Genomic DNA, 13,127 nt, shown 5'->3' with positions numbered 1-13,127 from the left:
CTTTAGCGTTTCTTAAGGTCGTTCGTCGAGAAAAAGCTTGCACGGCGCGACCGCCGGATTAAGCCCGTCCCAAATCTACGACTACAAGGTGTTTTCATGCGCTTCCTTACTGCCGCAGCGGTGCTTCTCGCCACGACCGCCACGACCCCCCTCATCGCCCCGCAGGCGGCTGCGGCTGCTGCCGTGCAGCCCTGCACGCCCGAGAGCTGCTACGAGGCGGGCGCGCTGCGCAAGGATCTCCTGCGGCTGCACCGCAAGCTGCCGACGATGGTGCATAACCTCTACGCGCAGGCCGAGGAGGAAGAGTTCGAGGAAGCCTATGCCGAGGCACGCCGCGCGATCCTGACCGACATGCCCAAGGCCAAGGCGCATCTCCTGTTCCAGCGCTACCTCACCACCGCGCAAATGGCCCATCTCAAGACCGACGCGCTTATCGCTGACGCCATCACCCATTTCCAGGAAGGCGGGCGCGTCCTGCCGTTCAACATCCGCGTGGTCGACGACGGCCTTCTCGTCACGCCCTTCCTGATCGGCAGCGACACGCTTCCCAACGGGTCGATCATCACCTCGATCAATGGCGAGGCCACTTATGACGTCCTCGACCGGATGGGCGCGCTCATCGCCGCCGATACCGAGGACATGGTCTATGCCATCGCCGAACAGGGCTTTCCCTTCTACTACTACCTCCTCGAGGGCGAGGTCAGCCAGCTCCAGCTCGACATCATCCGCCCCGACGGCACCAAGGCGAGCATCGACTATTATGTCGGCGGCACCATCCGCGACATGGAGGAACTGGGTGCCGGCGTTACCGAGGAAGACCCGGACGCGGTGGACTTCTCGACCCGCGAGGTCAGCTTCCCCGGCAATGGCATCGCCTATCTGCGACCCGGGCCGTTCGGCAATATCGAGGGCGAACCGCGTCCCGAGGGCGTGGCTTACGACCCGACCGCCTTCGAGGCGTTCCTGACCGATGCGTTCGACCGGATCGCCGCCGAGGGCTCGACCGACCTTCTCATCGACCTGCGCGACAACCCGGGCGGCGACAACAGCTTCTCCGACCTGCTCGTCGCACGCATCGCCGACAAGCCCTTCCGCTGGGCCTCGCGCTTCGAGGTCCGCGCCAGCGCCGAGAACAAGGCGCGCGTCAATGCGACGAGCCCCGAGCCGGGCAGCCTGTCGGCCCAGATGAAGGACCTCGAACTGGCGACCGCCGATGGCGCCATCTATTCGGTCGAACTGCCCGAGGTCGCGCCGCGCGCCGACAACCGTTTCGACGGCCGCGTCTGGGTGCTGGTCGACCGCCACAGCTATTCCAACGCCGTCGTCACCGCCGCCACGCTCCAGGATCATGGCTTCGCCACCGTCCTCGGCGAGGAGACCCGCGACGTTGCCACGACCTTCGGCTCGGCCGAACAGTTCACGCTTCCCGAAACCGGCATCGTCGTGACCTATCCCAAGAGCTTCATCGTCCGCCCGAGCGGACTGGAGTCCGATAGCTACATCGAGCCCGACGAGGAGTTTTTCGACCTCGCCCTGGGCCGCGAGGAAGCAGACATGCTCGAGCGCGCCATCGCCGAAATCGAGGCATCGCGCTAGGGCACCCCGACCCCACCGAACACCAACCACTGAAAACAACAGGTATCATGCGTTCAAAACTTCTCGCGCTGGCGTTGCTTGCCGGCACCTCCACCCTTGTCCTTCCCGCCACCGCGCAGGACGAAACGGCCGAGTGCACCGCCGAGAGCTGCTACAGCGCCGAAGCGGTCCGTGCCGACATTACCGAGCTCTACGCGGTGCTGCAGGCGCGTCACCCGAACCTCTACGCGCGCACCGACAAGGCGCAGTACGACATGTTCGTTGAGGGCCTGATCGATGACGTGACCGGCCCGATGCCCAAGGCCGAGGCGCATTTCATGTTCCAGCAGTTGCTCGCCAAGGCGCGCACCGCGACGACCTTCACCAGCGCCCATATGGAGGACCTGTTCGCCGCCCTCGCCGGGGGTGGCAAGCTGTTCCCGCTCAACGTGCGGTTCGACGGCATGAAGATGGTCCTCAAGTCCCATGCGGCCGAGGATGACAGCCTCCCTCCCGGCACCGAGATCGTCGCGATCAATGACATCGAGACCAACTGGCTCGGCATGTACTTCGACCCCTTCGTGTCGGCCGAGAACAATGACGTGATCCGCGCCCAGCTTGCCAATGGGCTGCCGATGTACCTTCCGTTCCTGTTGGAGGGTGCTGAAACGCTCCAACTGACCGTCGACCGTGACGGCACCAACGAGACCGTCACCGTGGCCGCCGTCGACATGGCGACCTTCGAGGCGATCACCGCCGCGCGTGGCGACGAGGCACCCGAGGCCGACAAACCCGAAAAGCTCTTCGTCGACGACAGCGGCATCGCCTATTTCCGCCCCTCCTTCGCCCCCAATGAGGGCGCGGTGTCGGACGCCTTCGCGACCATCAACGCGGCGGGAGCCAGCGACCTGCTGATCGACCTTCGTGACAGTCTTGGCGGCGATCTCGACCGCTTCGCCCCCGTCCTTGCCCATATCGCAGGCGCGCCCTTCGTGATGACCGGCGCCGTCAGCGAGCGGCTGGAGGACGGCACGCTCGCCGAGCAGGGCGCCACGACCTTCCAGCCCGTGGAGGGCGGTTTCGGCGGCACCGTCTGGATCCTCGTCGACGAAAGCACGCGCGGCGAGACCGTTCGCGTCGCCGCCGCCGCGCAGGACCAGCGCCTCGCCACCATCCTCGGTCGCCCGACCGTCGACCTTGCTTCGGGATTTGCCGGCAAGGCACGCCATACGCTGGCCAACAGCGGCGTGAAATTCAGCATGCCGACGCGCTACATGTTGCGTGCCAGCGGCGACGATACGGGCGAGGGCGTCACCCCCGACATGGGGCTGTCCGGCGACGACCTCCTCGAGGCCGCGATGCGGCACATCGGGTTCGAGAAGGACGCCCGCTAGGACGCGTCTAAACCGGCCAAGGAAAAGGCCCGCGTGTCGCCGTGACACGCGGGCCTTTTTCATTCGGCAGGCGAGGGACCTCAGCTCAGCACTTCGGGCGGTGCCTCGACCTTGGTCTCCTCGTTGATCAGCTTCTCGATTTCACCGAGCGGCTGGTTGGTCATTTCCTTGTCGATCTCGAGCACGGTGCGCTTCTCGGTCTCCTTGTGGAGCTTCTTGCGCAGCTCGCCGAGCGTCTTCGGCGGGGCGATGATGACCAGCTTCTCGAAATCGTTCGACAGCGCGCGGCTGTTGATCCGGTCGGCCGCCTCATGCGCCCAGCGGTCTTCCTCGAGCTGGTGGAAATCGGTCTCCTCGTAGGAGGAGCGGCCGGGCGAGCCCGACATGAAGACGCTTCCCGGCTCGTCGGTCGACAGGTCGCGGTCGGGCGCATCCTCGCGCGCCGCCTTCTTCTCGACCTGCAGTTTCATATATTCGCCGTCGCCTTCGTTACGAAGGAACAGCATTTTCCGTCCGTCGGTGACGAGGACAAGCGTGTCGTTGGCAATACCCATGGGGCCTCCTCATTCTACTGGTTTCCCAGTCAACGAAGAGGCCCCATGTGCCGTTCCTGTCATTCGCCGTCGGCAGGCCCCGCCGCGTCGTCGCTGTCGGTCATCGCACCCGTCGTCGGCGACACGGTCTTGTCATCGCCCTGCAGGTCGGCAGCCGCCGCTTCCTCGGCCTCGTTCTCGGGCTCTTCTTCCTCGTCGATCCGCGCGACCGAGACAACCTTCTCGTTCTTGGCGACCTTGAAGATGGTCACGCCCTGCGTGTTGCGACCCGCGATGCGGATGTCGGCAACCGTGGTGCGGATCATCTTGCCCTGGTCGGTGACGAGCATGAGCTGCTCGCCCGGCTCCACCGGGAAGCTCGCCACCACGCCGCCGTTGCGCTCGGAGGTGACGATGTTCGCCACGCCCTGGCCGCCGCGACCGGTGACGCGATATTCGAAGGTCGAGGTACGCTTGCCATAACCGTTCTCGGTGATGGTGAGGAGGAACTGCTCCTTCTCCGCAAGGCGCGCATAGCGTTCGGGGCTGAGCCCTTCCGCGCTGTCATTGTCGCGCCAGATCGGCGACTTGAGGTAGGCATCACGCTCCTCGCGGGTCGAGCCGGTCGAGGTGAGGATCGACATGGAGATGACCTTGTCGTCGTCGAGCAGCCTGATGCCGCGCACGCCGGTCGAGGCGCGGCTGGCGAATTCGCGTACCTTGGTCGCCTCGAAGCGGATCGCCTTGCCGTTTTGGGTGGCGAGCAGCACGTCGTCATCCTCGGTCAAGAGGTCCACGCCGATCAGGCGATCGACCGGCTTGCCATCCTCGCCCTCGTCGAACTTCATCGCGATCTTGCCGTTCGACGGCACGTTGGTGAAGGCGTCCATCGCGTTGCGGCGGACGGTGCCGCCCTCGGTGGCGAACATGATGTGCAGGTCGGCCCATTCCTCCTCGTCGCGGGGGAGGGGCAGGACGGTGGTGATCTTCTCGCCATCCGCCAGCGGCAGGAGGTTGATCATCGGGCGCCCCTTGGCGGTCGGCCCGCCCTCGGGCAGCTTCCACACCTTCATGCGGTAGACCTTGCCGAGGTTGGAGAAGAACAGCACCGGATTGTGGGTCGTCGTCACGAACAAGTTGGTGACGATATCCTCGTCCTTGGTGCTCATGCCGCTACGGCCCTTGCCGCCGCGCTTCTGTTCGCGGAACAGGGCGAGCGCGGTGCGCTTGATGTAGCCGGTGTGGGTCACCGTCACGACCATGTCCTCGACCTCGATGAGGTCCTCGTCCTCGATGCCGTCGGCGGCGGGGGCGAGTTCGGTCTTGCGCGGCGTGGCATATTGCTCCTCGACCTCGTCGAACTCCTCGCGCATCACCTCGTAGAGGCGGGCACGGTTCGACAGGATCTCGAGCAGTTCCTCGATGGTGGCGCGCAGTTCCTCGAGCTCGCTGCCGATCTCGTCGCGGCCGAGCTGGGTAAGGCGATGCAGGCGCAGTTCGAGGATCGCCTTCACCTGCGCTTCGGACAGGCGATAGACATCGCCGATATGGTCGGACTTCTGCCCCTCGACGAGCTCGATGTAGGGCAGGATCTCGCCGATCGGCCATTCCTTGGTGATCAGCTTTTCGCGCGCCTCTGCCGGTGTGCCCGAGCCACGGATCATCGCCACCACCTCGTCGAGGTTGGTGACCGCGACGACAAGGCCGAGCAACAGGTGCGCCCGCTCGCGCGCCTTGTTCAGCTCGAACTTCGAGCGATTGGTGATGACCTCTTCGCGGAATTTCACGAAGGCCTCGATCATGTCGCGCAGGTCGAGCGTCTCGGGCTTGCCGCCACGGATCGCCAGCATGTTGGCGGCGAACGAGCTCTGCGCCGGCGTGTGGCGCCACAGCTGGTTGAGGACCACGTCGGGGGTCGCGTCACGCTTGCACTCGATGACGATGCGCACGCCCTCGCGGTTGGACTCGTCGCGGATGTCGGCGACGCCCTCGATGCGCTTGTCCTTGGCCGCTTCGGCGATCTTCTCGACGAGACCCGCCTTGCCGACCTGGAAGGGGATTTCGGTCAGCACGATCTGGCGCTTGTCGCCGCGGCCTTCCTCGATCTCGTACTTGGAACGCAGCACCATCGAGCCGCGGCCCGTGGTGTAGGCCGAGCGGATGCCGCTCGCGCCGAGAAGCTGCGCGCCGGTCGGGAAATCGGGGCCTTTCACATATTCCATCAGCCCTTCGACGCTGATGGCGGGATCCTCGATATAGGCCTTGCAGGCCTGGATGACCTCGCCGAGATTGTGCGGCGGGATGTTGGTGGCCATGCCGACCGCGATGCCGCCCGCGCCATTGACGAGGAGGTTGGGGAAGCGGGCGGGAAGGACCGTCGGCTCGCTCTCCGAACCGTCATAATTGTCCTGGAAGGCGACCGTGTCCTTTTCGATATCGCCGAGCAGGAAGTTCGCCACCTTGGCAAGGCGCGCTTCGGTGTAACGCATGGCGGCGGGCGGATCGGGGTCCATCGAGCCGAAGTTGCCCTGGCCGTCGATGAGCGGCACGCGCAGACTCCAGTCCTGCGTCATGCGCGCGAGCGCGTCATAGATCGCGCTGTCGCCGTGGGGGTGATATTTACCCATCACGTCACCGACGATGCGGCTCGACTTGCGGTAGGGACGACCCGCGACATAGCCCGCTTCCTGGCAGGCGTAGAGGATGCGGCGGTGCACCGGCTTCAGGCCGTCGCGCACGTCGGGCAGCGCGCGGCTGACGATGACGCTCATCGCATAGTCGAGATAGCTCGACTTCATCTCGTCGACGATCGAGATGGGCTCGATGTCGCGGCGGGGTTCGAGGGTGTCGACGGGCGTATCGGCCACGGGCAGTTCCTGTCAGCTAATCTGTACGAACAGTCGAACGGCGAGGACCGCCGTCGATTCACCTGAAAAGCTAGCAGGAGCCCTCAGGAGGGCCAAGAACAATCGTCAGGGTTGACGTTAACGGAAAGCAGATCAGCCTTCGCGGACGAACAGCGGGGCGTTTTCGGACGATCCGTCCTCGTCATAGGCCCACCCATCGCGGTCGAAGCCGCGGAGCGCCGCGACGCTGTCGATCCGTTCGTCACAGACCCAGCGCGCCATGCTCCCGCGCGCCACCTTGGCAGCGAAGCTCTGGAACTTCAGGCCCTTGGCGGTGCGCACGCGAAAATCGGGCTCGACGATGGTGACCGTCTTGGGAAGCTGCCCCTTCACCACCTCGTAATATTCGTTGGAGGCAAGGTTGAGCAGGGTCATCGACCCTTCCTCGCGAAGCTGCTTCTTCAGCTCCTTGGCCACCGCATCGCCCCAATGGTCGGTGAGCTTGCCCTTCTCGCCCTCGGCCGGACTCCAACCCGTGCCCATCTCGAGGCGGTAGGGGCGCATGCGATCGAGCGGGCGCAGCATGCCGTAGAGCCCCGACAGGATGCGGACATGGTCCTGCGCGAAGGCGACCGTGTCCTCGTCGGCGCTCTTGATGTCGAAACCGCGATAGACGTCACCCGAGAACGTGCGGATCGCGGGGCGCGTCTCATTGTCGAAAAAGCCGTCGTAACGCTCGGCATTGAGGGTCGCGAGCTTGTCCGAGATCCCCATGATCCGCTTGAGATCATCGGCCGACAGCTTGGCCGCGGCGCGCGCGATCTGCGCCGCCTGCCGCTCGAAGCGGGGGACGGTGGGTTCTTCGGGGTAGGGGCTCGTCTCGTCGAGCGACTTGGCAGGCGACAGGATAATCAGCATGGCCCGAGCGCTAGCCGATCGCCGCGCCAGCGTCAAAAAGGCCTTTGGTCCCGCTGAAGCGAGGATAACGGGGCTTTCAACGCGCGTTCAGGCGGCAACAGCTATATCCGTCGCCAAGCGGGCCTTTCGCCGGGCGGGAACCTCGGCTAACGGACCCGCAACGAGAATCCAGGAGAATTTCATGAAGACCAGTCTTGCAGCACTCGCCCTCGGCCTCGCCAGCGTGGCGCTTCCCGCCACCGCCTCGGCCACCGTGGCCAAGCAGGAAGAAGCCGCGCAGCCGCAGGTGACGCTGTCGAAGGAAGCACAGGGTGCGATCGTGGCACTCAAGGAAGCCGTCGATGCCGGCAACACCGCCGCCATTCCCGGGCTCTATGACGCTGCCATCGCCGCCTCGGTGCGTCCCGATGACGTCTATTACGCCAACGTGCTCAAGCTGCAGGCCGGCATCAACACCAGCGACGTGAAGATGCAGGGCGAAGGCCTCATGGGCATGGCCGGCTCGGGCTGGGGCGATCCCGCCGCGCTGGCCGGTGACATGCTGACCGTCGCCAACAGCAACCTCGGCGAGGGCAATCTCGCTTTTGCCCGCGAGATGCTGATAAAGGTTGACGAACTCACCCCGAACAACCCGTCGGTCGCCGTGCTGATCGGCGAGACCTATTACCAGGAAGACATGCCGGGCGAAGCCGCCACTGCCTTCCAGAAGGCGATCGCGCTCCAGCGCGCCTCGGGCCAGCCGGTTGCCGACAACTGGTACCGCCGCGCCATCCAGACGCTGCAGGAAGCCGACATGGCCGTTCCGGCCCCGCTGCTCCTGGGCTGGGCCGCCGACCACCCCAATGCCGACGTACTCGGCAGCTCGGTGCGCATCTACGGCCGCGCCTCGGGCTTCTCGGGCAAGGAACTCATCGACCTGTGGCGCTACCAGCGCGCGGTCGAAGCGCTGAAGAGCGAATATGAATATGCCTCCTTCGCGGACGAGCTGTTCGAAGCCGGCTATCCCGGTGAAGCGCTGAAGGTGCTCGAGGAAGGTGTCGCCGCCGGTGCGATCGACGCCAACAAGCAGTCGATGAAGGATCGCCTCTCGCGTGCCCGCAGCGCCGCTTCGGGCGACCTCGACGGCATCGGTTCCGACGCGCAGGCCGCGCGTTCGGCGGCGGAGGCCACCCGCGCCATCGCCACCGGCGACCTCTATTATGGCTATGACGACTTCGCCAATGCCGCGAGCCTCTACGAGGTCGCGCTGTCGAAGAATGGCGTCGATGCCGACCTCATCAATCTGCGCCTCGGTGCGGCCCGTGCCCGTGCCGGCGACTTCGCCGGTGCCCGTGCGCCGCTCGAAGGCATCACCGGCAAATACGAAACGCTCGCCAAATTCTGGCTCGCGTGGATCGACAGCCAGGGCTGATCGGACGCAGATCGAGACGGGAAGGGCGTCGGACCACGCGGTCCGGCGCCCTTTTTGCGTTCGTGGGACGCCTGTTCCAAAACGGGATGGTTAACGGAGTCTTACTGGCCCGTGATGGCGCGTTCAGGCCAGTTCTTCCCTGTCGGAATCCCTCGACACGGAGAATGGAATAAGCGTGCGCTTCGACGACCGCCTTGCGACATTGCTCACCCTGCCGGTGGCGGGGCCGCATTCGCGCAGCGTGCGCTGGCGTCAGCTGGTCGAGCTTGCCGCGCGCATGAGCGAGGCGGGCGATGTCGACAGCGCACCGATGGTCGCCGCACTGGCAGTGATCCGCTCCGAACGCGAGGCGATCCCGCTGGGTGTCCGCAGCGCCGCGGCACGCGCAGTGGCGGGACGCGCCCTCGATCCGAAGATGCTCCTCCTCTTCGCCGAAGAGGAGCTGGCGGTCGCCGCGCCAGTGCTCGCCGCCGTGGACGCCGACAGCGAAACGCGCAGCCGCCTGCTAGAGGCTTCCCGCGACGACACCCGCCGTTTCCTCGAGGCGCTATGGCCCGATGCCGAAGCCCCGCCCGCGCCGCCGCCGCCCGAGGCGCGCGCCGGTCGCCGGCTCGGCGAGGTTGTCGAACAGCTCAAGGCCGCGCGCGACCGGCTCGCCGACAAGGTGGACGAGGCGGTCGATACGCCCGTCATCGCGCCGCGCCACGACCCCGCGCCGATCACGCACCGCGCCGCCGATGTAACGCTGCTCGATCCCGAGACCATCACGTCCTTCGACTGGGAAAGCGGCCCCGACGGCGCGCTCATCTGGGTCGAGGGCGCACCGCGCGGCGCGCTCATCGGTTTTTCCCTGTTCGCCGACCGCTCGCTGGCCGAGACCGTGGGGATGCGCCAACCCGTCGAGGGCATGGAGATCGCTTTTCCGGGCCTGCCCGGCAAATGGCGGATGGCGGCGACCCCTCACCATGACGAGGAAAGCGGTATCTTCCTCGGCTATCGCGGCCATGCGCGTCGCAGCGACCGCGCCCAAGGAGCGGAGGACGGGGCAGGGGACCAGCCTGCCGCTCCGACGCCGTCCATCGCCGCCGGCCTGCCGCAGGATCCCGCGATGCTCCGCGAGCTCGTCCACGAGATCAAGACGCCGCTCAATGCGATCATCGGTTTTGCCGAGATCATCGACGGCCAGTATCTCGGCCCCGCGCACCGTCGATACCGCGAGCGGGCCGCCGAAATCGTCGCGCAGGCGCGCATCCTCCTCGAGGCCATCAAGGACTTGGATTTCGCCGCGCGGCTCCAGTCGCGCGACCGCAGTCCCGAGCCGATGGCGATGGGTGCCCTGCTCGAAAATCTGCGCGAGCAGCTCGAAGCCCAAGCCGACCGCTGCGGCGTGCGGCTCGACATCGCCTCGCCAAGCGAGAGTGATGCGACCTGCACCACTGACGGCGCGCTCGCCACCCGCCTCGTCGAGCGGCTCGTGGGTGCGCTGATTGACGCAGGTGCCAAGGGCGAGGAACTCCGCATCGGCCTTGCCAGCGGAACGGATGGCTGCGCCCTCGAGGCCGCATTGCCGCGCAGCCTTGCCGACACGCCGGAGGAAGATCTCGTCGACCCCGCGCTGGTGGTCGACCGCGAAGGCAAGGCGCTCCTCGGCGCCGGCTTCTCGCTGCGGCTCGCGCGCGGCCTCGCCCGCGTCGGCGGCGGCGACCTGCTGTTCGAGGACGGGCGCGCCCGCCTCGTCCTGCCGCGCGCGGGCTGACACCAAGCCGCTTGCCAGCCCCCGCAGCGTCTCGCTAGGGGAGGGCTGTGCCCGGGGGGCGCGTAGCTCAATTGGTTAGAGCCGGCCGCTCATAACGGCTTGGTTGCGGGTTCGAGTCCTGCCGCGCCTACCACCCCGAAGCAAATATCGAGTAAAATCAATAGCATAGGCATTGCGCCATTGGCTCCACATGGAGCCAGCCTAAGTGGTTGATTCCATTGGTTTGGCTGAGTCTGCAAGCCATTTGATGGTTAAGTTTTTGAAATATCTGGACTTCTACCCCCCCCACCAGCTGCATGCGGAAGCAAGGCCTGAAATTGTTTTCTAGAATTTCGGTTTTCGGTACCGATCCTAATCAATCTAGATGCCGAATGCTGATCACTATCTACAGCAACGTTCAGTGAGGGCTGATTGGCTTTCATGGTATTTGCACCAGCCGCACCGGAAGCTAGGGTCGTTGGATGATATCAGAAAAGTCGCAACCTGATCATAATCGTCCCTCAGTTCCTCCCATCGTGTACAAATACGTCACAGCGGAACGCCTCGATGTCCTCAAACATCGAAAAATTCGCTTCACGCCTCCGGTAAATACAAATGACATTTTTGAGGTTCGCCAGACCTTCGATTTACTGGCAGGGCCAAAGCTCAAAGAATTCTTCGCTGAAAGGGTCGATGAGATTGATGTGGATGAGCAGATTACGGAAGCCCTCAAGGGTACACCATTAGCTGGGATGACCGCAGAAACGGTGAGGACACTATTCAGCGTTACCGTCGGGGGAGATATGGACAGCATGCTGCGAGCTCAGATCGGCAGCTTCTTAAACGATCAATTTTTCCCCACGATAAACGCCTCCCAATCAATCGATAACATGCTGACCAAGCTTGGCAGCGACCTCATTTGCTTATCGCTTACGGAGCGCTTTGATAGCTCACCGATGTGGGCGCATTATGCAGGTAATTCATCAGGTTTTGTCATCGCATTTGACACCAATGACGCTTTATTCCTGCGAGGTGAGGAGGGCAGCCGACAAGGGCTCCAAAAAATCACCTATTTCGACGGCACGATTCCAGAGTTGATGGACGACCCGTACGCCGCGCTGATGTCAAAGCAGTTGGATTGGCAATACGAACGAGAGTGGCGTCTCTACCTCAAAGCAGAAGAGGCCGCTGAAATTCGGGAAGTCGGCAACGACTTAGTTCATCTCGTCGAGTTCCAGAAGACAGCTGTGCAGCGGGTGGTGCTAGGACTTCGAGCGGCCGCCAGCCTGGAAGCGGAACTTAGCGAGTTGCTGGAACGAGATTACCCGGGGGTCGGTCTTTCAAGGGTTAGAGCCGATCGAACGACCGCTTCGCTAATCGAGGAAAAGATCTTTTGACTGTCCGGAGTGCAATTCGTGAGTGGTGACACCAACATACCGACTCTATCCGAGATACTTGCTAAAGATGCTGTCAATCGGAGGGGAGGCAACTCTTGGGCACATTACGTAGAAGTCACGCCTCGCCTTCTCGCAATGATCAGCCTGCACGATTGCGAAGAGCAATTGGGGCGCGCGAAGACCGAGCCTCTGAGACTGGCGCAGGCAGCGAAGTCTGCACACCTCGCGCTACAATCAGCACTGATTGATGCGCTGGCAGGATCAGCCAGCATCGGCGCCTATGACGAGAAGCTGCGATCTCAGTATTTATCCTACTTCGAGAACACGCGCGCAGGCCTAGCCGATCTGCCAAAGAGCGACCGCGTTATGAGCTTCAACAGGCTGCTCGCAAAGGCGACGGAACAGCCGATGGAATGGAGTGGTCGCTCGCTCGAAGTTTCTGATGACGAACGGGACGCGCTTGAAAGGCTGTCCTTCCTTCGCGACCGCATAGAGCATCCTAGACCCGATACGTGGCTGATCGAACCACAGTTCATTTCGTTGACGCTGCCAGTAGCAGCAAGGCTGACCCTCCGGCTACTCGACGAGCGCAGCCATCACTATGAGGAGGGCCATCGTCAGATTCTCGACAATACGGTGGCTACGATTACCAATTATTGCGCTGCGATGGGTTAGGTGCTGGGAGCCCCACCACTATAAGGATACCTAAGTGTTGGAGGGGCCTAAATCTGGAGCCAATTTTTCGTGTCCCTCTTGGGACGAAAACGCCCCGATTGGGCGGGTGGAGCCACCTTAAGTCCTTGAAAGCCTTGGGCTAAGCCCATCCTGCCGCGCCTACCAACCCCTAAAGATAGTCGCAGTAAGTCGCTCCATATTGCGCTTCCTCGAGGCCGGCATCCTTGGCGGCCTGCTCGGAAGGATAGCGATTGCCGTCCTCGTCGCAGACTTCATAGCTGTCCTCACTGTCCGCGCTGTCGGCTGTAGCCTCCTCGCCGGCCTCTGCAGTCGCATCGGGTTCGGCGGCCGCGGTCGCGGTCGGCTCCTCGATGATCTCGGCTTCGGTTTCCAGTTCCATGTCGGCGTCGTCGACCTCGCCGCAAGAGGCCAGCGCCAAGGCAGCGGTAGCGAACAACAGGGGTATGCATTTCGACATGTCCGTCTCCTCCAGCGCGACGCCACAGGCACCGCGACGCGGACGCCATAGCAGAAATCGACCGTGCCGGCGAAGGAAGAGGATGGTCGGGGAGACAGGATTCGAACCTGCGACCCTCTGCTCCCAAAGCAGATGCGCTACCAGGCTGCGCCACTCCCCGACTGG

10 protein-coding genes and 2 tRNA genes are annotated in these 13,127 nt (G+C 64.0%); 7 read left to right on the top strand and 5 right to left on the bottom strand.

What is annotated here, in order from left to right; genetic code table 11:
- Positions 1-96 precede the first annotated feature (96 nt).
- Positions 97-1,596, top strand: a complete 1,500-nt coding sequence (locus NUW81_RS01295) for a S41 family peptidase (RefSeq protein ID WP_245109542.1) — start codon at positions 97-99, stop codon at positions 1,594-1,596.
- 47 nt (positions 1,597-1,643) lie between these two features.
- Positions 1,644-2,969 (top strand): S41 family peptidase, encoded by a 1,326-nt coding sequence (locus tag NUW81_RS01290; protein WP_245109540.1) that lies wholly within the window; start codon positions 1,644-1,646, stop codon positions 2,967-2,969.
- An 80-nt stretch (positions 2,970-3,049) separates the two neighbouring features.
- On the opposite strand, the gene NUW81_RS01285 is transcribed toward NUW81_RS01290, so the two are convergent.
- The 3 genes from NUW81_RS01285 to NUW81_RS01275 all read right to left on the bottom strand — a co-directional run bounded on the left by NUW81_RS01285 (position 3,050) and on the right by NUW81_RS01275 (position 7,266).
- Positions 3,050-3,523 carry a host attachment family protein gene (locus NUW81_RS01285; protein WP_245109538.1) on the bottom strand — a complete coding sequence of 158 codons (474 nt, stop codon included), beginning with the start codon at positions 3,521-3,523 and terminating at the stop codon, positions 3,050-3,052.
- A gap of 59 nt (positions 3,524-3,582) precedes the next feature.
- Positions 3,583-6,369, bottom strand: a complete 2,787-nt coding sequence (gene gyrA / locus NUW81_RS01280) for a DNA gyrase subunit A (RefSeq protein WP_260508520.1) — start codon at positions 6,367-6,369, stop codon at positions 3,583-3,585.
- 132 nt (positions 6,370-6,501) lie between these two features.
- Entirely contained in the window at positions 6,502-7,266 is a 765-nt protein-coding gene (locus tag NUW81_RS01275) for a YaaA family protein (RefSeq protein ID WP_245109536.1), read from the bottom strand.
- Between the two features lie 181 nt (positions 7,267-7,447).
- On the opposite strand from NUW81_RS01275, the gene NUW81_RS01270 reads away from it, so the two are divergent.
- The 5 genes from NUW81_RS01270 to NUW81_RS01250 all read left to right on the top strand — a co-directional run bounded on the left by NUW81_RS01270 (position 7,448) and on the right by NUW81_RS01250 (position 12,484).
- A complete protein-coding gene (locus NUW81_RS01270) occupies positions 7,448-8,677 on the top strand; it encodes a hypothetical protein (protein ID WP_245109534.1) in 1,230 nt (409 codons plus the stop codon).
- A gap of 175 nt (positions 8,678-8,852) precedes the next feature.
- Positions 8,853-10,433: a histidine kinase dimerization/phospho-acceptor domain-containing protein gene (locus tag NUW81_RS01265; protein ID WP_245109532.1), complete on the top strand. Its 1,581-nt coding sequence runs from the start codon at positions 8,853-8,855 to the stop codon at positions 10,431-10,433.
- A gap of 56 nt (positions 10,434-10,489) precedes the next feature.
- Positions 10,490-10,566: transfer RNA gene (locus NUW81_RS01260), tRNA-Ile, on the top strand.
- 382 nt (positions 10,567-10,948) lie between these two features.
- Positions 10,949-11,809, top strand: coding sequence for a DUF2971 domain-containing protein (locus NUW81_RS01255; protein WP_245109528.1), 861 nt, complete (start codon positions 10,949-10,951; stop codon positions 11,807-11,809).
- Between the two features lie 135 nt (positions 11,810-11,944).
- Positions 11,945-12,484, top strand: coding sequence for a hypothetical protein (locus NUW81_RS01250; protein ID WP_245109526.1), 540 nt, complete (start codon positions 11,945-11,947; stop codon positions 12,482-12,484).
- A gap of 169 nt (positions 12,485-12,653) precedes the next feature.
- Here NUW81_RS01250 and NUW81_RS01245 read toward each other — a convergent pair whose 3' ends face one another.
- The gene (locus tag NUW81_RS01245; protein WP_245109524.1) at positions 12,654-12,962 is read right to left on the bottom strand and encodes a hypothetical protein; all 309 of its coding nucleotides are present in this window, start codon (positions 12,960-12,962) and stop codon (positions 12,654-12,656) included.
- An 83-nt stretch (positions 12,963-13,045) separates the two neighbouring features.
- Positions 13,046-13,122: transfer RNA gene (locus NUW81_RS01240), tRNA-Pro, on the bottom strand.
- Positions 13,123-13,127 lie beyond the last annotated feature (5 nt).

It is taken from the genome of Sphingomicrobium aestuariivivum (assembly GCF_024721585.1).
GTDB lineage: Bacteria > Pseudomonadota > Alphaproteobacteria > Sphingomonadales > Sphingomonadaceae > Sphingomicrobium > Sphingomicrobium aestuariivivum.
Note: the sequence above shows the minus strand (reverse complement) of the source record. Positions and strands in the feature narration are given on the sequence as shown.